Genomic DNA, 20,510 nt, shown 5'->3' with positions numbered 1-20,510 from the left:
CGGCGGAGCCGGCAAGACGCAGCGCTACTCGGGCATGCCGTCGGGAGCGCTCGGGTGCGGCCGGCGTCGCATCTGACGCTCCGCGCGCCACGCCTCGATGCCGAGCCCGTACGCCGCCCAGAGCAGCGCCGCCACGCTGAAGCCGAGCGCCGCGGCGCCGAGGATCGGACTCACGAACAGCAGGACGACGCCGAGGAGCGCCAGCCCGACGGCGATCGCGAACGAGGTGGTCGACTGGTGTCCCTCTGCCTCCGGCATCGACTCCGGCTCGGGCGCGACGTCGAGCCGCCGCGCACCGCCCGTGGTCGCCTCCGCCTCGGGCACGCGCGACGCGGGCACGTGACGTCGCGGCGACGCACCGGTCGGCATCGCCGCGGAAGGCTCGGGGTCGTAGGGCCTGGGATGAGGTATCGCCATGCACGGTTGAGCAACGCGCATGCCACGGCCGGCGAGGGCTTTCCCGCGTGGATCCGGGCCTGTGCCCGCGTAGGTTCCGGCCTCGCTCGCGCAAGTTCTACCAACGGGGTTGCCGCGTCGGGTGCGCCGCTGCTAAGCCCGCGTCCTTCCGCGCTGCGCCCGTAGCTCAACCGGATAGAGCATCAGGCTTCGAACCTGAGGGTTGGGGGTTCGACTCCCTCCGGGCGCACTAGACGAATCGCCCCTGCCGTCGGGCTCCCGCCGAGCACCGCCGTCGATCCGCCGTGATTCGACGGCAGGGACACGACGGACCGGGCGGCGTGCCCCTCGAGGCCGTGCAACGCGAGCGACGGGCTGCGCCGCGTCACCGCCAGCAGGTCTGCGGGGGCCGCGCCCTCGACGTCGAAGACGTCGAACCGGCGTCGGCGGGCGCGTCGGGGGCCGCGACCCTCGGTACGACGACGCCTTCGTCCGCGACGGGCGCGGATGGCGCTTCGCCTCACGCACGATCCACGTCGATCTGGTCGGCGATCTGTCGCGCCACCTGCGGCACGCGCCCGCCGTGCCGCCACCCCGTCGCGGCGTCGAATGACGCGTCTTGACGCGGTCGGCCACGGGGCGTACGCCTCCGCGCCGGGGGAAAGGGGCTGACATGGACGAGTTGGCCGCGAGGCGCATCGAGGGACAGCGAGACGCGGCGGTGGTGCTGCTGCGCACGATCGCAGACCGGCTCGCGACGCTCGCGGGGTCGGAGGCGCGTGAGCCGCTCCACCGCCTGGCGGGGCCGCTCGAGACGCTGGCGCACGAGGCGGCGAGCGTGCTCGGCTCGCTGCCGGCGTCCGCGCCGCCGGACGGCGACGACGGCGAGCGCCCGGACTGGGCCACGGTCGTGTTCGTACGCCGCGGCGGCGGCGCCGGCGCCTGAGACCCCGCCTCAGGCGGTGCGAGCGCCGCCCCATCCGGGCGGCGTCGCGACCATGACGAGCGTGCTCTCCGCCTCCTCGAGCAGGTGCTCGACGCCGTGACCGAGGAACGGCCGGCCCGACAGCTGGCGCAGGCTGGCCGTCACCACGACGAGGTCGACGCCGCGCTCGCGCGCCAGCGCCAAGAGCTCCTCGGCCACCGACGTGCCGGGGCGCAGCACCGGCTCGATGCGGACACCCATCGCGCGGGCGCGTGCCGCCGCCTCGTCGAGAACGGCGTTCGCGACCGCGATGCGCTCGTCCGCCGGCGCCTCGTCGGCGCGGCGGCGGAACGGCCACAGCGACGGCATCACGGCCGATCGCGGCGCCGTCAGCACGTGCGCCAGCAGCACGTCGGCGTCCATGCGGCGCGCGAGCGCGAACCCGACCTCCTGCGCGGCCCGCGCCGCGACCGTCCCGATCGCGGGCACGAGGATGCGACGGAAGGTCGGCAGGCTACCGTTGGCGTGCGCGCCGCGGCGTACCATGAGCACCGGGAGCGGGCTCGCGCCGAGGAGGTCGTCGACGACGGGGGACACGAGCCGTCCGGCGACGCGGCGATCCGTCGCGCCGACACCGATGGCGCCGTAGCCGAGCCGCGCCTGGGCGACGATGCCGGCGAGCGGCGTCGTGCCCGGAAGATGCGTGTGCTCGACCGGCCGGGCGCCGAACGCCGCCAGCACCGGCGCCACCTCGGCCGCCTCGACGTCGCCCACCGAGAGCACCGTGGCCTCGACGTCGTCGGGCCACGCCGCGCCGAGGATGTGCGCGGCGAGGATCGAGTTGGGGCCGCCGTGGCTCGGCAGCAGGAGACGCTCGCCGCGCACGAGCGCGTTCTGCGCCAGCATGCGCTCGCGCCCGAGCCGCTCCTGCTCCTCGGCCGAGCCCTGCCAGTCGCGCACGATGACGCGCAGGAGCACCGGCGCCATCATCGACGTCGCGATCGCGAGGAGGACGATCACCGTGTACGACGCGGGCGAGAGCACGCCGAGCCCGAGCCCGACGCTGGCGATGACGATCTCGACCGCACCGCGTGCGTTGAGGCCCGCCCCGAGCGCGAAGCCCTCGCGCGGCGACAGGCCTGCGAAGCGCGCGCCGATCGCTGCGCCGAGGAACTTCGCGGCGCTCGCCGCCGCCAGCACGAGCACCACCCACAGCAGCACGACCGGGTCGGCGAGCAGGCCGAGCTCGACGCGCAGCCCGGCGCGCGCGAAGAAGAGCGGCGCGAAGAACGCCAGCGTGATCGCTTCGAGGTAGGCGTACACCTCGCTGTCCTGGAAGCGCGAGCGGCCGAGCAGAATGCCGGCGACGAACGCCCCCAGCACGCCCTCGAGCCCGATGGCCTGCGCCAGCGCCGCGCCGGCCAGGGCGACGAGCAGCACGACCGTCAGCGCGCCGACGACGCCGCCGCGATGCCGGCGCACGTCGCGTAGCAGCGCGTCGATCGCCCGTTGCCCGAGCGTGAACGACGCCAGGGCCAACGCCGCGACCCCGCCGAGCGTGACCAGCAGCGGCGCGGCGGCGACGCCGCCCGACTGCACCATGCTCGCGATCATGCCGAGCAGCACCCAGCCGGCGACGTCGTTCACCATGCCGGCCGCCAGCGTCAGCTGCCCGAAGTTGCGACGCATGAGATCGAGCTCGGAGAGCACCTTCGCCGCGACCGGCAGCGCCGAGATGGCCAGCGCCGTCGCCATGAAGAGCGCGAACTCGAGGCGATCCTCGGCCCGTCCGAGGAAGCGCTCCGGCATCGCCCATCCGACCGCGAGCCCGAAGCCGAGCGGGACGACCAGGCTTCCGGCAGACACCCAGGCGGCGGCGCGGCCGAGCCGGCGGATCAGCCCGAGATCCGTCTCGAAGCCGGCCAGGATCAGGAGCAGGAAGACGCCGAGCCAGGCGACGCCGTTCATGACGCCTGCGAGGACCGGATCGGGCGGGAAGAGCCAGTCCCAGGCCTGCGGCAGGATGACGCCGAGCACCGACGGGCCGAGGATCACGCCCGCCGCGAGCTCGCCGATCACCGCGGGCTGACCGAAGCGGCGGACGACGCCGCCGAGCCCGCGTGCCACCAGCACGAGGACGAGCAGCTGCGTCCAGAAGACCAGGAGCTGATGCTCGTCGAGGGCCTGGAAGCGCATGGAGGGTGCGCCACCCTACCCGTTCCCACTGCGGCGCCAAGCCCCCGGCGCCATTCGCATTTCGCCGCCACTTCCAGCTTGCACCCCACGGGGCCCGCCACTACTTTACGCGACGTTCCGGAGGGGGCTGTATGAGCGATCCGACGACCCACGCCACCATCGACTCCGTCCTCCGCGAGGATCGGGTCTTCCCACCGCCGGAGCCCTTCGCGAGCGAGGCGTACGTCCCGACCCGCGACCACTACGACGAGCTGTACCGGCAGTCGGTCGAGGATCCGACCGGCTTCTGGGGCGAGCAGGCGGCGCGCCTCAGCTGGTCGAAGCCGTGGGAGCGCGTCCTCGACTGGACGCCGCCGTTCGCGAAGTGGTTCGTCGGCGGCCAGATCAACCTGGCCGAGAACTGCCTCGACCGGCATCTGAGGGGCCCGCGCCGCAACAAGGCCGCGATCATCTTCGAGGGCGAGCCAGGCGATCGCCGCGTCCTCACCTACGCCATGCTGCACCGCGAGGTCTGCCGCTTCGCGAACGTGCTCCGCAGCCTCGGCGTGGTCGCCGGCGACCGCGTCGGCATCTACCTGCCGATGATCCCCGAGGCGGCGGTCGCGATGCTCGCCTGCGCGCGCATCGGCGCCACCCACACGGTGATCTTCGGCGGCTTCTCCGCCGAGGCGCTGCGCGACCGCCTGAACGACGCCGCGGCCAAGGTACTGGTCACGGCCGACGGCGGCTGGCGCCGCGGCAGCGTCGTACCGCTGAAGGGCAACGTCGACGCCGCGCTCGCCGAGGTGCCGACCGTGCAGGACGTCGTCGTCGTGCGCCGCACCGGCGACGCCGTACCGATGCACCCGGGACGCGACCACTGGTGGCACGAGCTCATGGACGGCGCCTCGGCCGACTGCCCGCCGGTGCCGCTCGACAGCGAGCACCCGCTCTTCATCCTCTACACCAGCGGCACCACCGGGAAGCCGAAGGGCGTCGTGCACACGACCGCCGGCTACCTCCTCCACGCCGCCTGCTCGTCGCAGTGGGTGTTCGACCTGAAGGAGGAGGACACCTACTGGTGCACCGCCGACATCGGCTGGGTGACGGGGCACAGCTACGTCGTCTACGGTATCCTCGCCAACGGCGCGACCACGGTGATGTACGAGGGCGCGCCGAACTTCCCCGAGCCCGACCGCTGCTGGCGCGTCATCGACGAGCTCGGCGTCACCATCTTCTACACCGCGCCCACCGCGATCCGCGCCTTCATCAAGTGGGGCGAGGAGTGGCCGCGCAAGCACTCGCTCGCGTCGCTGCGCCTTCTCGGCTCGGTCGGTGAGCCGATCAATCCCGAGGCGTGGATGTGGTACCACCGCGTCATCGGCAAGGAGCGCTGCCCGATCGTCGACACGTGGTGGCAGACGGAGACGGGCGGCATGATGATCGCGCCCATGCCCGGCGCGACGCCGACCAAGCCCGGCTCCGCGACGCTGCCGCTGCCGGGCATCGTGTGCGAGATCCGCAGCCGCGACGGCCAGCGCCTGCCCGCGAACCAGGGCGGCTACCTGGTCGTCACCCGCCCGTGGCCCGGCATGCTGCGCACGGTGTGGGGAGACCCCGATCGCTACGTGCAGCAGTACTGGAGCCAGCAGCCGGGCGTCTACTTCACCGGCGACGGCGCCCGCCGCGACGCCGACGGCTACTTCTGGGTGATGGGCCGCATCGACGACGTCGTCAACGTCTCCGGGCACCGGCTCGGCACGATGGAGATCGAGAGCGCGCTCGTGAGCCACCCCGCCGTCGCCGAGGCCGCGGCCGTCGGCCGGCCCGACGAGCTGAAGGGCCAGGCGATCGCGGTGTTCGTCACGCTCGAGGGCGGCCACAAGGCCGACAAGGCGCTCGAGAAGGCGCTGAAGGAGCACGTCGCCAAGGAGATCGGCGCTTTCGCGCGCCCGGACGACCTGCGCTTCACCGACGCGCTGCCGAAGACGCGCAGCGGCAAGATCATGCGCCGGCTGCTACGCGACATCGCCGCCGGCAAGGAGACGGTCGGGGACACCACCACGCTGGAGGACTACTCCGTCCTCGCCAAGCTGCGCGAGGAAGACGAGTAGCCGGCCCGTGTCCCTGGTCCTCACGAACACCCTCTCCGGCCGCAAGGAGCCGCTGGTCCTGCGCGAGCCGGGTCACGCGCGGCTCTACTGGTGCGGCGTCACCGTCTACTCGCGCTCCCACGTCGGCCATGCGCGCGCGCTCATCACCGCCGACGTCCTCTGCCGCTGGCTGCGCGCGCGCGGCACCCGCGTCACCTTCGTGCGCAACTTCACCGACATCGACGACAAGATCATCCGCCGCGCCGCCGAGGAGGGGATCACGCCGCAGGCCCTCACCGAGCGCGAGATCGCGTCCTTCCAGGAGGACGTGCGCTGGCTCGGCTGCCTGCCGCCCGATCACGAGCCGCGCGCCACCGCGCACGTGCCCGACATGCTCGCCATGATCGCGCGGCTCGTCGCCAAGGGCCTCGCCTACCCCGTCGCCGGCGGCAGCGTGTACTTCCGCGTCCGCCGCTTCGCCGGCTACGGCAAGCTCTCGCACCAGCGGCTCGAGGACATGGCGTCCGGCGAGGAGATCGACGCCGGCAAGGAAGACGCGCACGACTTCGCGCTGTGGAAGGGCGCCAAGCCCGGCGAGCCGCAGTGGGAGAGCCCCTGGGGTCCCGGCCGGCCGGGGTGGCACATCGAGTGCTCGGCGATGGCGGCGGCGTATCTCGGCGCGTCCATCGACGTGCATGGCGGCGGCGCCGACCTCATCTTCCCGCACCACGAGAACGAGATCGCGCAGTCCGAGGGCGACAGCGGCGCGTGCTTCGCACAGCTCTGGGTGCACAACGGCATGATCACCTCGGGCGCCGAGAAGATGTCGAAGTCGCTCGGCAACATCCTGCCGATCGCCGAGGTCGCCAAGCGCGTCCCCGCCGACGCCATGCGCCTCCTCTTCCTCGGCACGCACTACCGCGCGCCGCTCGACTTCGCCTCCGGGCGCCTCGACGACGGACTCCACCAGCTCGAGCGTCTCGCCGAGACGCTCGCCCGCGCCGACGAGGTCAAAGGACAGGTCACACCCGCCGCCCCGCTCGACGGCTCGCTCGCCGCGCCGGCGTCGGCCTTCGAGCGCGAGTTCGCCGCCGCCATGGACGACGACCTGAACGCCGCCAAGGCCCTGGGTCTCGTCTTCGACCGTATCCGCGACCTGAACCGTGCCCTCGACGCCGGCAACCGGGGGGACGCCGCCGCCGCCCGCGCCGAGCTGGCGCGCGTGCTGCCGAGCCTCGGCGTGCTGGGCGGCGATCCGACCGGCGTCCTCGCCGATCTCCGTGCCCGCGGGCGGCAGAAGTCCGGCTTGAGCGAGGCGGAGATCGAGGCCATGATCGCGGCACGGAACGCGGCCCGCGGGCGCAAGGACTTCCGCGAAGCGGATGCCATCCGCGGGCAGCTGCGCGAGCAGGGGATCGTGCTGGAGGACGGACCGACCGGCACGACGTGGAAGGCTGGCTAGCTCCGCACAAGGTCGGAACGGCCCGCCCGGAGGATGGTGATGCGGCGGATCGGACTCGTGATGGCGCTGGCGGCGGCTACGCTGGGCGGGCGGGCGCTGGCCGACGACGTCTACAGCTGGAAGGACCGCGGCGGCGTCCAGCACTTCGGCAACGCGCCCGCCAGCGGCGCCGAGCAGACCGGCATCGCCCATGCGCCGGACACCTTCTCCAGCACGGCCGACGACGGCGGCTTCGCGCAATCCGACGGCCCCACGCCCGCAAGCGATCTCTCGGCCGCCGACGACCTGAAGCGCGACCGCCTCGGCAGGGAGCTGCGCACCATGAGCCAGCGCATCACGGCCATCGACTCCCAGCTCGCCGAGCTTGCCCGCGTCCGCACCCGCTTCGCCGGCGGCACGCCCGAGACCGGCGGCCTCGGCACCAACGCGGCCGGCTACCTGTCGCCCGAGGAGCAGACCCTGGTGGGCGAGCGCGATCAGCTCGTGAAGGAGCAGGGCGCGATCCAGCGCGAGCTGTCGGGTATCGGGACGCCGGCGAATCCCGCCGAAGCCGAGCTCCTCGTCGACGACGCCGCTGCGGTGGCCAGCGAGCCCGCCCAGCCGGTCGAATAGATCAGGCGCGCGGCGCGACGCGCAGCCGGTCGAGCAGCGCCGTCACCGGACCGGTCAGGCGATCGGCCGGCGCGGCGCCGTCCCACCACGCGAGCGTGCGCACCTGGGCCGGCCCGAGGTCGGGCGTGGCGCCGATCGCCGCGGCGAGATCGAGCAGCCGCAACGCCGCGGGGGCGCCCGCCGGCAGCGCCGCGACGCGGTCCTCGATCGCCTGCGCGATGCGCGGCGCGAGCCAGTCCGCGGGCATCGCCACGCCGCGCGCCCGCAACGTCGTCGCGCGCGCGATCAACGCGTCGAGATCGGCCGTGCCGGCCGCCAGCGCCATCGCGATCGCGTCGGCCTCCTCGTAGCCGAGAAGGAGCCCGAGCTCGACCGACAGGCGCTCGCCACCGGCCAGCAGCGGCTGGAGCAGCGGACCCGCCTCCTCGAGCGACGCGCGCCGGCCGTCACGCACGCGCGCGACGGCGCTGCGCCCGACCGCCTCGAGCACCCGCTCGCGCTGCGCGCCGAAGGCCTCCCGCAGGTCCACCCGCTCGTCGCCGAGCCGGCAGACGGCGGTCGCGGCGTCGGCGTCCACCTCGACGCGGGTGACGGCGCCGGTCGTGGTTTCCGTCACCCGGGCTTCGGCGTCGAGCCGGCCCGCGGCCGGTGTCGACGAGAAGGTCACGTCGTAGCCCGGGACCCGCACCGTATGCCCCAGCACCGCCAGCAGCGCGCTCGTGCCCGCCACCCGCACGGCGACCGGCCGTGCGGGCCGCACCCGCTGCCGCCAGACCTCGGCCCCGGTGGCGCCGCCGACGACGTTGCTGCGCGCCCCCGCGAGCCGTTCGACGAAGCCGCCCTCGAGGCGCCGCCCGAGCGTCTCCGCGAGCTCGAGCGCGCGGGCGGCGTGCCGCAGCACCAGCAACGCCTCGCGCCCCGCGAGGTCGTCGAAGAACCAGCCGCAGCTGGTCTGCATGGCGAGCGCGTGGCGCGCGAGCTCGAGCGCGCGCCGTGCCTGGACGGCGTTCGCAGGCGACAGACGGCTTCCCGCCTCCGCGGCGAGGAAGCTCTCGCGGCGCGCCGGCGCCAGCAGGCACTCGACGTAGCGGTCGCGGGCACCCCACGGATCGCGCAGCAGCTCGCCGCCGCGCGCGGCGAAGAGCACCGCGAGCTCGTCGCGCAGCCAATCGATCGCCAGACGCAGCGGCGCCCGCCAGGCCTGCGTCCAGCCGCGCGCCGCGCCCGTGCGGCAGCCGCAGTCCGAACGCCAGCGCTCGATGCCGTGCGGGCAGCTCCACGACGTCTCCGGGACGAGGTCGACCTCCCACTGCGCCGGCGCCTTCTCGCGAAAGGCCTGGGGCCCGAGCAGCGTGATCGACGGATCCTCGCGCAGCGCGCGCAGCGCGAACGCGAGCGCCATCTCGCCGAAGCGATGGTGGTGGCCGTAGGTCTCGCCGTCGACCGCGACGGTGACCAGCGTGTCGCCGCGCGCCGACGCCAGCCGCTCCCGCAGCCGCCGCGCCAGCAGCGCGCCGTTGCGGAGGTCGTCGCCGAAGGCGACCTCCGCCGAGGCGACGGCGTCGCGGAAGACGACGTCGATCGCGCGCTCGCCCGGCAGCCGACAGCGGTAGACGCGCCCCGCGTCCAGCGTCGCCGCCGTCACCGGCCGCCAGGCGTCGTCGCCGGCGCCGAGCGGGCGCACGCGCCGGGCCTGGTGCGGCGACAGCATGGTCACCTCGATGCCCGCGTCGGCGAGCCCGACGAGGCTCGGAACGTCGACCGCCATCTCGGGCAGCCACATGGCGTGGGCGGGGCGGCCGAAGCGATGCGCGAAGTCGGCGAGCCCCCAGCGCACCTGGGTCGCGACGTCGCGTGCCGTCGACAGCGGCAGGATCGGATGGCCCCACGGCTGCGCCCAGCCGTGGCCGTGCCCCGTGCGTACGACGCCCTCGGCGTCGGCCGCACGCATCGCCGCCAGCACGTCGGGGGCGTGCGTCGCGAGCCAGGACGCCAGCGTCGGCCCGACGTTCCAGCTGATGGCGCCGTAGAGGTTCGTCACCTCGGCGAGACGATCGGCGGCGTCGAGGATGCGAGCCTGACCGAAGGGGCGGTAGCACTCGCGGGTGATGCGCGCGTTCCAGTCGCGATCGGGTGCCGCCTCGGGCTCCGGCTCCACCAGGCCGAGCCAGGGATCCTCGCGGGGCGGCTGATAGAAATGGCCGTGGAAGCAGATCGCGCGCAGCGTCATCGGACTCGACCGAGACTGCCGGCTCGGCCCGCCGTGGGCAAGCAACGGCGGCCGCGTGGAGAGCGGCCGGCGGGCTCAGGCGCGCGCGGCGTCGGGCGTGCTGCGCAGGATCGTGCGGCGATGGGCTCCCTGGCCCTCGCGTCGGACCTGGACGTCGATGCCGCGTGCACCGAGCGCCTGGAAGCGCTCGGCGACGCGCGCGACGTCGGCAGCCGGAACGTTGGCGCCCAGCACCACCTCGAGGCGGGCGCCGCGCCCGGCGTGGAGCGCGTCGTCGACGATGGCCTCGACCGCGTAGGGCGTGAGCCACTCGGTGCGATCGAGCGTGGGCCGGCCGCTGCCCGCGGCGGGGATCACGCGCGCGCCGACGCGCACCGGCTCCGCCGGGCTCTCGCTTCGCGCCACCGCGACCCGCCGGTTGCGGGCGGCGGCGACCACGGCGTCGATCAGCTCGCCGACGGTGCGCACGTCCGCGAGGACCCGCTCCGGGAGGCCGATCCCGAGGTCGTCCTCGAGCGCGACCGAGACCTCGAGCAGGTCGAGCGAGTCGGCGGCGAGGTCGTCGCGCAGCGACACGTGCGGGCCCATATCCTCGGCGCCGACGCCGAGGTGGTCCGCGATCAGCGCGCGTACGCGCTGGGCCACTCCGTCGAGCATCACCTTCCTCCCCTGCGCTCGGCGATCACCGGCGCCGGTCCGTGCCGGCGCTGCGATACTCGCCGGTCACCGCGCGACCGGCCCGGATGGACCGGTGCGGCACCGATCGGCTCGGGGACGTGTGCACCCACGACGTCCGGGCCACGCACGACCACGTGTCCCAGCGCATCCGGTCCGACACCCCGGGAACCCGGTCACGCGGCGACCAGCGAAGGTGAGATGCGTTCATGCGATCCGGTCCACCGGTTGCAGACGCCGTGCCGATCGCGCCGGCCGGCCGACGCCTCGCCGCCCGCTCCCCCGGCAGCGCATGGGCGTCAAAGGGAACGCGGACTTGCGTCGTGCCCCCGGGGGCTCATGCAGAGGTCGCGCCGCGACGCGGCGCACGAAGACCGAGGCAGGACTGCACGCTCCTGTGACGCAGCGTCACGGCCATGACGCCACGGCGGCGAGCGTCAGCCGGCCATGGTGAGGCCGCCCGAGACCGAGATCACCTGGCCGGTGACGTAGGCGGCGCCCGGCGAAACGAGCCAGCGCACCGCGCCGGCGACGTCTTCGGGACGCCCGAGCCGGCCGAGCGGGATCGCCCGCCGCATGCCCGCCAGGACCTTCGCGCCCTGCTCGCCCGCCATCACCTCGGCGAGGAGCCGGGTCTCGGTCGGACCCGGACAGACGGCGTTCACCGTGACCTGATGCCGCGCCACCTCGCGCGCCGCCGCCTTCGTGAAGCCGATCACGCCGGCCTTGCACGCCGAGTAGACGACCTCGCCCGAGCTGCCGACGCGGCCCGCGTCGGACGCCACGTTGACGACGCGACCGCCGGCGCGTGCGATCATGCCGGGAAGGATGAGCCGTGCGACGTGCAGCACGCCCTTCAGATTGACGTCGATGAGCCGGTCCCAGAGCCGCGGATCGCTGTCGACGAAGCGGCCGAACACGTCCCAGCCGGCGTTGTTGACGAGCACGCTCGGCGGCCCGAGAGCGGCCTCGAGCGCGGCCAGCGCCGCCGCCACGGTCTCGGGTACGGTGACGTCGGCCGCGCAGGCACGGGCGCGCCCGCCGGCCGCGGCGATCGCCGCGGCGGTGTCGGCGGCGCCGTCGGCGTCGCGGTCGAGCACACCCACCGCGAGCCCGTCCGTCGCCAGCCCGAGCGCGATCGCGCGCCCGATGCCGCGGCCCGCGCCGGTGACGATCGCGCTCGTGACGACCTCAGCCGGGGACGACGGCCGTGAACGCGCCGCTCACCGTGGCCTCGCCCTTCTGGTTGAGCGCGACCACCTCGCCGTCGATGCGCCGCTCGCCCTCGGCCTCGTAGCGGCGCGTGACGCGCCCGGTGCACGTGATGACGTCGCCGGGCCACACGCGCGTCGCGAAGCGCACCTTGAAGCGGCGCAGGCACGCGACGCTGCCGACGAAATCGGTGACGCAGCGGCCGACGAGGCCGGCGGTGAGCATGCCGTGCCCGAACACGGTGGGATTGCCGGCGGCCTGCGAGAAGGCGTCGTCGTGATGGATCGGGTTAAAGTCGCCCGATGCGCCGGCGTAGCGCACGAGATCGGTGCGCGTGATCGGCCCGGTGACGACGGCGGGGATGACGCTGCCCTCGGCGAAGCGGTCGGCCATCGCGTCTACTCCCTCACCGCGCCCGCCGTCTCGATGGCGGTGTTGCGCATGTAGGCGACGACGTCGCCCTGGGCGTTGCGGAACTCGGTCTCGCCGACGACGAAGGTCATGGTGCCGCCGCGCTTGCCCTGCTTCTCGAAGACCTCCCTGGTACGCGAGCGGAAGGTCAGTACGTCGCCGGCACGGATGGGACGCAGGTACTCGAAGTCCTGCTCGCCGTGCAGGAGGCGTTTCAGGTCCAGCTTCACGGCGGCGCGCGTCTCGCCGAGGTCGCGGATCCAGTGCGCGATGGTCATGAGGAACGTCGGCGGCGCCAGCGCGCCCTGGTCGTCGGAGTAGAGCGGGCTCGGGTCCTTCACCGCGCGCGCGAACTCGCGGATCTTCCCGGTCTCGACGATCATCGTGGTCGCCGGGCCCCATACGCCCAGCAGGCTGCGGTCGACCTGCGCCATCCGGTGCGTCTCCTCTAGAGGTCGATGTGCTGCGCGACCAGCTCGCGGTTCCAGGTGGCGTCGCCGAACGTCACCTCGGAGCTCTTCGCCCGCTTGAAGTAGAGGTGCATGTCGTGCTCCCACGTGAAGCCGATGCCGCCGTGGATCTGGATGCCCTCGCCGGACACGTGGCGGTAGGCGTCGGAGCAGTAGGCCTTGGCCATGGCCGCCGCCAGCGGCGCCTCGGCGACGTCGTTCGCGACCGCCCAGGCCGCGTAGTAGGTCACCGACTTCGAGCTCTCGACCTCGACCAGCATGTTGGCGCACTTGTGCTGGATCGCCTGGAAGCTGCCGATCGGCTTGCCGAACTGCTCGCGCACCTTGGCGTACTCGACGCTCATCTCGAGGACGCGCTGCGCGCCGCCGCACATCTCGGCGCAGAGCCCGACCTTGCCGCGGTCGACGATGCGGTCGAGCAGCGCCCAGCCCTGCCCCGGCGTGCCGAGCACACGGTCGGCGCCGACCTGCACGCCGTCGAGCTTCACCTCGGCGAGGCGCCGTGTCTGGTCCATCGTCTTGAGCGGCGTGATCGCGACGCCCTTCGCCTTGGCGTCGACGAGGTAGAGGGTGATCCCTTCGCTCCCCTTCGAGCCGGGGGCGCGCCCCGCGACCACGAGCAGGTCGGCGGTGTGCGCGTCGGGCACGAAGAGCTTCGTGCCGGCGAGCACGGCGCCGCCGCCCGCGGGCTTCGCCTCGAGCGCGATGCCGTCTGGGTCCCAGCGCCCCGAGGGCTCGAGCTGTGCGAGCGTCACCTGCAGCCCGCCCGCGGCGAGCTGCGGCAGATACTCGGCCTTCTGCGCCTCGCTGCCGCCCTCGACGAGCGCCACGCCGCCGACGACCACGGTCGAGAAAAACGGCCCCGGCAGGACGACACGGCCCATCTCCTCGAGCACGACGATGAGGTCGACGAACGTGAGACCCGAGCCGCCGTGCTCTTCGGGCAGGACCAGCCCGGTCCAGCCGAGCTCCGCCATCTTCTTCCAGACGGCGTCGGTGTAGCCGCGCTCGTCCTCCATCATCTTGCGCGCGTAGCCGATCGGCGCCTCCTTCTGGAGGAAGTCGCGCGCCGACTGCCGGAGCATCTCCTGCTCTTCGCTGAATCCGAAATCCATGACGGGGAGCCCTCGTGCGCGCCGCTCAGGCGGGACGCGCCTTCCAGAAGTAGTTGGTGAAACCGCCGCCGTCGTGGAGCCGACGGAAGGTGAGCTCGACGGGCATGTCGACCTGCACCGCCTCGGGGTCGCAGTCGGTGAGCTGGCAGTAGAGCCGTCCGCCGCCCTCGAGATCGATCACGGCGTGCGTGGTGGGCGGGTCGGGGCTCTCGAAGATGTGGTCGTGCGTGAAGGTGAAGACGGTGCCGCGGCGGGCGAGCTTCACGTCCTCCAGGGCGCCGGGCTTCTGGCACTCGATGCAGACGCGATGCTTCGGGTACTGCACGACGCCGCACTGCGGGCAGCGTCCGCCCCACAGCGGCAGCACCTCGCGGCGGTCGCGGAAGAGGATCACCGGCGACGACGCGTCGGGCGCCCCGCCCTCGCGTCGCACGAGACGGCGGAACTTCGCGTAGCGGCCGTACGACGGCAGCGGGCGCTTCACCTCGATCTGCTGCGAGACGCCCGCGCCGGCCCGGGTGCTCACGCCGGTGGCGCGAAGGAGGATCGCGTCGGCGCCGTCGCCGTATCCGAGGATCAGCACGAGGTCTCCCGCCTTCGCGCGCTCGAGGGCGGCGACGAGCATGAGCAGCGGCTGCGCCGCGCCGCTGTCGCCGACGGTCATGAAGAAGCCGTCCTGGAGCTGCTTCTTCGCATCGAGGCCGAGGCCCTTCGCCACCCCCTGCGGCGCGCGCGGGTTCGGCTGCGGCAGGATCACCGTGGCGAGATCGGCGGGCGCGACCCTGGCCTTGGCGAGCAGGCCCTTCGCCGCGTCGACGAGGAGCCGGGCGTAGCCGTATTTGCCCTCGAAGGCGCTCGGAAACGCGTGCGCGTAGCGCTGCTCGTCGGTACGCCAGGTGCCGACGAGATCGTCGGCGATCTGATGGACGGCGACGATCTCCGCGAGACCGGGCTCGTTGCCCACGAGGACCGCGGCGCCGGCGTCGCCGAAGGTCTGCTCGTTCATCGACTCCGGCTCGCCGAGGCGGCAGTCCCCCGCGGCGACGACCACCCGCTCCGCCCCCGCCGCCACCGCATCGAGCGCGGCGATCAGCGCGGACGTCCCGGCCCGCAGCGACGCACCGACGTCGAGCGTGCGCACGGCCGCAGGCAGGTCGAGCACGGCTGCGATCGTCGCCGCGCCCTGCTTCTCGGCGTACGGCGCGCTCGTGGTCGCGAAGTAGACCGCCGCCGCCCCGGTCGCGTCGGCACCGAGCCCGAGGGCGGCGCCGACCGCCATGGTGAGGCTGTCCTCGTCGTGATTGGCCACGGCGCGCTCGCCGGGCATGGGCAGGCCGCCCCACTCGCGCGCGATCGTCTCGCGCGGCAGGCGGTAGCGGGGAACGTGCGCAGCAGCGGCGAGGATACCGGCCATCGGACGACGCCTCCTTCAGATCACGCCGCGGCCGCGCAGCTCGTCGATCTGCGCCGCGGTGTAGCCGAGTCTGCCGAGCGCCTCGTCGGTATGCGCGCCGAGCGCCGCGGGCGGCGTGCGCATCGTCGGGGGCGTCGCCGACAGCTTCACGGGGTTGCCGAGCGTGCGACGGCCGTCGAGCTCGACGACCATCTCGCGATGCTTCACCTGCGGATCGTCGAGCGTCTCCGAGAGCGTCGCGACCGGGCCGAAGCAGATGTCCTTGTCGGCGAGCTGCGCGACCCATTCCGCCATCGTCTTCTCGCGGAATTTGGCGCGGAGGCGGCGGAACATCTCCTCGCGCTTCTCGCCGCCGGCGAACTGCGTCTCGACGTACTCCGGCATGCCGAGCTCGGCGCAGAGGTTGCGCCAGAAGTGCGGCTCGAGCGCACCGACGGTGACGTGCCGGCCGTCGAGCGTCTCGTAGATCGCGTAGCAGGGATGCTGCCCGGTGAGCATCGTCTCGCCGCGCCGCGGCTCGGCGCCCTGCGCCAGCAGATTGAAGACGTTGATCACCTGCCAGGCGACCGCGCCGTCCATCATGCCGACGTCGACGTACTGCCCCGTGCCGCTCGCCTCGCGCGAGAGCAGCGCCGCGAGGATGCCGGCGACGGCCACCATCGCGCCGCCGCCGAGGTCCGCGATCTGCACGCCGGGGATGGCAGGCAGGTCGTCGGGCCCCGCGCCGGTGACGCCGATCACGCCGGCGAAGCCGAGGTAGTTGACGTCGTGACCGACCCGGTCGCGGTACGGTCCGTCCTGGCCGTAGCCCGAGATCGAGCAGTAGACCAGGCGCGGGTTGACGGCGCGCAGCGTCTCGTAGTCGACGCCCAGCTTCTTCGCCCCGCCCGGCCGGCCGCCCTCGAGCACCACGTCGGCCTCCCGCACCAGCTCGTGGAAGACCTTGCGACCCTCGGGCGCCTTCAGGTTGAGCGTCACGCTGCGTTTGTTGCGCCCGAGGAGCGGGATGCCGAGGCCCATCGGATCCGTCGGCGCCGTGACCACCGTCACGTCCATGCCGAGGTCGGCGAGGAGCATGGATGCGAACGGGCCGGGAAGCTGGCGGGACAGATCGAGGAGCTTGAAGCGGGAGAGTGCGCTCATGGGGCCGGGTTGAGGTAGCAGTGCCCGGGCCGGGGAGTCCAGCGTTGCGGGGGGCCTGCGCTCGCCCTCAGGCGTCGTCGAGGGCGGCGAGGACGGCGAGCAGGTCGCGCAGGGCGGCCGGCTCGTGGGTGCGGATGCAGGCGGCGCCGTGCTGGATGGCCCACAGCTCCACGGCGGCGGACGCGACCGTGCGCGCGTCGCGGGGACGAGCCGTGAGGTCGCGGAGGAAGCCCTTGCGGGAGACCGAGATCAGGAGCGGGAGGTCCCAGCGCCGGGCGAGGCGCGGGAGGGCGCGCAGGACCGCGAGGCTCGGGTCGGGGCCGGTGCCGAGGAAGAGGCCCATGCCGGGGTCGAGGATCAGGCGGTCGCGGGTGACGCCGGCGGACTCGAGGGCACGGATGCGGTCGTCGAAGAAGTGCTCGATACGCGCGACGACGGTGGCGGCATCGCCGGCGTCACGGGTGGCGCGCGTGCCGCCGGTGAGGGAGTGCATCACGATCAGACGGCAGTCGGCGCGGGCGAGGTCGGGCCAGACGGCCGGGTCGGGGAAGCCGCGGATGTCGTTCAGCAGCGCCACGCCCTCGCCGATCGCCCAGCGCTGTGTCGCGGGCTGCCAGGTGTCGATCGAGAGCGCGGCGCCGGCGGCGTGGAGGCGCGCGACGACGGGACGCAGGCGCGCGATTTCCTCGTCGGCGGTGACCGGCGTCGCCTCGGGAGCGGACGAGGCGGGGCCGAGGTCGATCACGTCGGCCCCCGCCGCGAGCAGGGCCTCGGCGTGGGCGACGGCGGCGGCGGGGGTGCGGTAGCAACCGCCGTCGGAGAAGGAGTCGTCGGTGACGTTGACGATGCCGAGGATGGTCGGGCGCGGGAGCGGAGGCACCGGTCCGAAAACTACGCGGGGCGCCTCTCGTGGTCGAGAGGCGCCCCGCGGCGGGCGACGTGCGGGGCAGCGGCCCCGCACGTCACCTGCTCAGTGACCGGCGGCGACCAGCGCCGCGACGGTGAACCAGTCGTCGGTGATGCCGGCGGCCTCGCCCTGGTGGTAGTACCAGCCCTGCTCGCCCGGGAAGCGCGGGCTCGGCAGCGACGCCTTGGTCGCGTGCTCGAGCTGCATGTCCATCATGAGGATGGCGGGCGCGAACGGCATCTCGTCCTCATAGACGATCGCGTTGTTGCCCGGGACCGTCTTGCGGAAGCTGATGTCGTTGATCCACACCTTCCAGAGCTCGCCCGAACGGTCGTAGATGTCCGAGTACGGGATGCCCCAGGTCTCCTTGTCGATGAACAGCACGCGCTTCGAGTAGGCGTACTGCGGCAGCTTCGACGTGCCCTCGATGACGTAGACCTTCCGCTTCTCCCACACCTCGTCGAACGCCCAGTCGACCGTCGAGTCCCACTTGACCGGGTAGTTCTGCGCGTGGGCGATCGCCAGCACCTCCTTGTCGCCGAGGTACTTCCAGTCCATCCAGGCGATGTGGCCGGCGTAGCCGTAGTAGCTGTCGACGTCGGTGTCCTGGCCGAAGAGCGCGTCCGAGCGCTGTGCGGTCGAGAGACGGCGCACGCGGCGCAGCGACGGCAGGTACAGCCACGAATCGTCCTGCTTCGACGAGTCGATGTAGCGGTTGCCGAGCGCGCCGACGCCCTTCAGGTCGAAGGGCTCGAGGATCGGATACAGGCCCTGCTGGGCGCGATAGCCGTTCGGGTTCGGCTTCTCCGGCTTCGGATCGACGTAGAGGCGGCCGTTCCAGAAGAGCCGGCGGAAGTGGTCGAGCAGGAAGTGGCGCTCGACCGACATCGGGCCGTACTCGGGCACCGTGCCGGTGTCGGCGTCGAAGTTGCGCAGGTCGGTGTCGTCGAGGCCGTTCACGAAGCCGTAGTCGTAGTTCCACATCACCTTGAAGGCGAACTGCGGATCGGACGGCTCGATGCCCGGGAACGGCTGGCCCGCGACGTAGTTCTGCACGTTCAGGCCGTCGGCAGAGAGCTTCACCTGCGACGCGTACTTCTCGGTGGCCTCCTTGTAGGCGCGCGGCCACTCGACCTTCTTGGTCTCGATGATGGTCATGGGCATGCCGCGCTTCACGCACCACTCGACCCCCGGCGAGACCAGGCCGCTGATCTTGGCGACGTTGTCGCGGTTGATCTTGTCGCCCGGCGACACGTCGGCCCCGGCGTACGGGCCGGCGACGACGCCGACGGTCACTGCCGCCACCGCGGCGGCGAAGATCCTACGCATCAGTTCTCCCCCCTGAAGCCGGCTCAGTGTCCGGCAGCGACCAGCGCGGCGACCGTGAACCAGTCGTCCGTGATGCCCGACGCCTCACCCTGGTTGAAGTACCAACCCTGCTCACCGGGGAAGCGCGGGCTCGGCAGCGACGCCTTGGTCGCGTGCTCGAGCTGGATGTCGACCATCACGATGGACGGGATGAAGCCCATCTCGTCGTCGTAGGTGATGGCATTGTTACCGGGCACGGACTTCCGGAAGCTGAAGTTGTTGATCCAGATCTTCCAGAGCTCGCCCGAGCGATCGTAGATGTCGGTGAACGGGATCGTCCACGATTCCTTGTCGATGAAGATGACGCGCTTCGAGTACGCGTACTGCGGCAGCTTGGAGATGCCCTCGACGACGTAGACCTTGCGCTTCTCCCACACGTCGTCGAACGCCCAGTCGACCTTCTCGTGCCACTTCACCGGGAAGTGCTGGCCGTGCATCGAGCCGAGGATCTCCTTCTCGCCGAGGTACTTCCAATCCATCCAGGCGATGTGGCCCGAGTAGCCGTAGTAGCTGTCGACATCGGTGTCCTGGCCGAAGAGCGCGTCCGAGCGCTGCGCCGTCGAGAGACGGCGCACGCGACGCAGCGACGGCAGATAGAGCCACGAGTCGTCCTGCTTCGACGAGTCGACGTAGCGGTTGCCGAGCGCGCCGACGCCCTTCAGGTCGAAGGGCTCGAGGATCGGATAGAGACCCTGCTGGGCGCGATAGCCGTTCGGGTTCGGCTTCTCCGGCTTCGGGTCGACGTAGAGGCGCCCGGTCCAGAAGAGCCGGCGGAAGTGATCGAGGAGGAAGTGACGCTCGACGGTGAGCGGGCCCTGGTCGGCGATCGAGCCCGTGTCGGCGTCGAAGTTGCGCAGATCGACGTCGTCGGTGGTGAGGAAGTTGTAGCTGTAGTTCCACATGATCTTGTAGGCGAGCTGCGGATCGCTCGTCTCGAGATTCGGGAACGGCAGCCCGGCGACGTAGTTCTTGACGTCGAGCCCATCGGGCGTGAGCTTCACCTGCGCGGCGTACTTCTCGGTGGCTTCCTTATATGCGCGCGGCCACTCGATGCGCTTGGTCTCGCTCACCGTGATCGGCCAGCCGCGCTTGACGCACCACTCCATGCCGGGGGAGAGCAGATCCTTCGCCGCCGCGACGTTGTCCGGACCGATCTTCGTCCCCGGTGACACGTCCGCCCGTGCGGCCTCGGCAAGCAGCAACGTGGTGCAAACGAGAGCGCTGAAGAGCGAGCCCGTCATGGCCCACCGGCGAGTGGTCGTGAGCATGGGACACGCTCCTCCTTGGGATCGGTCGCGCGACGTGGCTCCGCTCCTACACCTGCCCCGCAACTCCGGTCAACGGGGTTTGGGCTCCGACGCGCTCACCCGCGGCGTCCGGCGGCACGGTGGCGGAGGGGAGCGCCTGGAACAGGAGGTCCTCGTAGGTGCGGAGCTGGCGTCCGAGCACCACGACGCCGTCGTCGCCCGCGCGCATGGCGTAGATCGCGGTCCCGGTCGGGTTGGGGCCACCGAGCGTGAGCGCGACCGTCGAGCCGTCGGCGAGGCGCAGCTCGATCGCCGTCGCCCGCTCGTCGAGGCCGAAGGCGCGTCGGTCGTCGGGTGCCGTCGTGCGGTCGATCTCCTCCGCTTCCGCCAGCGCCCGCACGAAGGCGGTCACCAGGTCGCCGGGGACGGCCGCGCCGCTGGGCTCGACGACCGTCCACTGCGTACCCGTTCGGGCGACCACGAGGGCTCGTCCACCGCGGGCCACGCGCAGGCCGATCAGCTCGTCGGGTACGAGGCGCAGGAATCGGGGACGGCCGTCGCCGGGCTCCGCCGCCGGCGGCGCCTCGCCGCGCCACCACCAGGCGCCGAGCGCCAGGCACACGAGCCAGAGGACGACGACCTGCCGCCAGTGCAT

General features: G+C 72.7%; 18 protein-coding genes and 1 tRNA gene. 5 read left to right on the top strand and 14 right to left on the bottom strand.

What is annotated here, in order from left to right; genetic code table 11:
- Nucleotides 1-24 precede the first annotated feature (24 nt).
- Nucleotides 25-324 (bottom strand): hypothetical protein, encoded by a 300-nt coding sequence (locus tag KIT14_18535; GenBank protein ID MCW5892515.1) that lies wholly within the window; start codon nt 322-324, stop codon nt 25-27.
- A 248-nt stretch (nt 325-572) separates the two neighbouring features.
- Here KIT14_18535 and KIT14_18530 point away from each other — a divergent pair.
- Both KIT14_18530 and KIT14_18525 read left to right on the top strand, forming a co-directional pair.
- A tRNA-Arg gene (locus tag KIT14_18530) sits at nt 573-646 on the top strand.
- A 423-nt stretch (nt 647-1,069) separates the two neighbouring features.
- A complete protein-coding gene (locus KIT14_18525; protein ID MCW5892514.1) occupies nt 1,070-1,342 on the top strand; it encodes a hypothetical protein in 273 nt (90 codons plus the stop codon).
- Between the two features lie 9 nt (nt 1,343-1,351).
- On the opposite strand, the gene KIT14_18520 is transcribed toward KIT14_18525, so the two are convergent.
- Nucleotides 1,352-3,517, bottom strand: a complete 2,166-nt coding sequence (locus KIT14_18520) for a cation:proton antiporter (protein MCW5892513.1) — start codon at nt 3,515-3,517, stop codon at nt 1,352-1,354.
- Nucleotides 3,518-3,648: 131 nt separating this feature from the next.
- Between KIT14_18520 and acs the strand changes: the two genes are divergently transcribed.
- Genes acs through KIT14_18505 form a run of 3 tightly spaced genes read left to right on the top strand, consistent with a single transcriptional unit; the run spans nt 3,649 to nt 7,663 of the window.
- Nucleotides 3,649-5,610 (top strand): acetate--CoA ligase, encoded by a 1,962-nt coding sequence (gene acs / locus KIT14_18515; GenBank protein MCW5892512.1) that lies wholly within the window; start codon nt 3,649-3,651, stop codon nt 5,608-5,610.
- Nucleotides 5,611-5,617: 7 nt separating this feature from the next.
- Nucleotides 5,618-7,051 (top strand): cysteine--tRNA ligase, encoded by a 1,434-nt coding sequence (gene cysS, locus KIT14_18510; protein MCW5892511.1) that lies wholly within the window; start codon nt 5,618-5,620, stop codon nt 7,049-7,051.
- 39 nt (nt 7,052-7,090) lie between these two features.
- Nucleotides 7,091-7,663: a DUF4124 domain-containing protein gene (locus KIT14_18505; GenBank protein MCW5892510.1), complete on the top strand. Its 573-nt coding sequence runs from the start codon at nt 7,091-7,093 to the stop codon at nt 7,661-7,663.
- Nucleotide 7,664: 1 nt separating this feature from the next.
- Here KIT14_18505 and KIT14_18500 read toward each other — a convergent pair whose 3' ends face one another.
- The 12 genes from KIT14_18500 to KIT14_18445 all read right to left on the bottom strand — a co-directional run bounded on the left by KIT14_18500 (nt 7,665) and on the right by KIT14_18445 (nt 20,510).
- Nucleotides 7,665-9,893 carry a DUF3536 domain-containing protein gene (locus KIT14_18500; GenBank protein MCW5892509.1) on the bottom strand — a complete coding sequence of 743 codons (2,229 nt, stop codon included), beginning with the start codon at nt 9,891-9,893 and terminating at the stop codon, nt 7,665-7,667.
- Nucleotides 9,894-9,968: 75 nt separating this feature from the next.
- Nucleotides 9,969-10,550 (bottom strand): acyl carrier protein, encoded by a 582-nt coding sequence (locus KIT14_18495; protein MCW5892508.1) that lies wholly within the window; start codon nt 10,548-10,550, stop codon nt 9,969-9,971.
- Nucleotides 10,551-11,005: 455 nt separating this feature from the next.
- Complete coding sequence (locus KIT14_18490) at nt 11,006-11,743, bottom strand: SDR family oxidoreductase (GenBank protein ID MCW5892507.1); 738 nt, start codon at nt 11,741-11,743, stop codon at nt 11,006-11,008.
- A gap of 16 nt (nt 11,744-11,759) precedes the next feature.
- A complete protein-coding gene (locus tag KIT14_18485) occupies nt 11,760-12,173 on the bottom strand; it encodes a hypothetical protein (protein MCW5892506.1) in 414 nt (137 codons plus the stop codon).
- A gap of 5 nt (nt 12,174-12,178) precedes the next feature.
- Nucleotides 12,179-12,625: a MaoC family dehydratase N-terminal domain-containing protein gene (locus tag KIT14_18480; protein ID MCW5892505.1), complete on the bottom strand. Its 447-nt coding sequence runs from the start codon at nt 12,623-12,625 to the stop codon at nt 12,179-12,181.
- Between the two features lie 14 nt (nt 12,626-12,639).
- Entirely contained in the window at nt 12,640-13,776 is a 1,137-nt protein-coding gene (locus tag KIT14_18475) for an acyl-CoA dehydrogenase family protein (GenBank protein ID MCW5892504.1), read from the bottom strand.
- A gap of 25 nt (nt 13,777-13,801) precedes the next feature.
- Complete coding sequence (locus KIT14_18470; GenBank protein MCW5892503.1) at nt 13,802-15,190, bottom strand: hydroxymethylglutaryl-CoA synthase family protein; 1,389 nt, start codon at nt 15,188-15,190, stop codon at nt 13,802-13,804.
- Nucleotides 15,191-15,205: 15 nt separating this feature from the next.
- Nucleotides 15,206-16,333: a CoA transferase gene (locus tag KIT14_18465; protein MCW5892502.1), complete on the bottom strand. Its 1,128-nt coding sequence runs from the start codon at nt 16,331-16,333 to the stop codon at nt 15,206-15,208.
- Between the two features lie 67 nt (nt 16,334-16,400).
- Nucleotides 16,401-17,213 carry a dihydropteroate synthase gene (gene folP / locus KIT14_18460; GenBank protein MCW5892501.1) on the bottom strand — a complete coding sequence of 271 codons (813 nt, stop codon included), beginning with the start codon at nt 17,211-17,213 and terminating at the stop codon, nt 16,401-16,403.
- A gap of 90 nt (nt 17,214-17,303) precedes the next feature.
- On the bottom strand, nt 17,304-18,569 hold the full coding sequence (locus KIT14_18455) for a DUF1329 domain-containing protein (protein MCW5892500.1): 1,266 nt from the start codon (nt 18,567-18,569) through the stop codon (nt 17,304-17,306).
- Nucleotides 18,570-18,592: 23 nt separating this feature from the next.
- The gene (locus KIT14_18450) at nt 18,593-19,876 is read right to left on the bottom strand and encodes a DUF1329 domain-containing protein (protein MCW5892499.1); all 1,284 of its coding nucleotides are present in this window, start codon (nt 19,874-19,876) and stop codon (nt 18,593-18,595) included.
- A gap of 46 nt (nt 19,877-19,922) precedes the next feature.
- The gene (locus KIT14_18445) at nt 19,923-20,510 is read right to left on the bottom strand and encodes a DUF4340 domain-containing protein (GenBank protein MCW5892498.1); all 588 of its coding nucleotides are present in this window, start codon (nt 20,508-20,510) and stop codon (nt 19,923-19,925) included.

This window comes from bacterium (genome assembly GCA_026129405.1).
Lineage (GTDB): Bacteria > Desulfobacterota > Binatia > DP-6 > DP-6 > JAHCID01.
The sequence above is the reverse complement of the archived record's forward strand: the minus strand, read 5'-3'. Positions and strand labels throughout refer to the sequence as shown.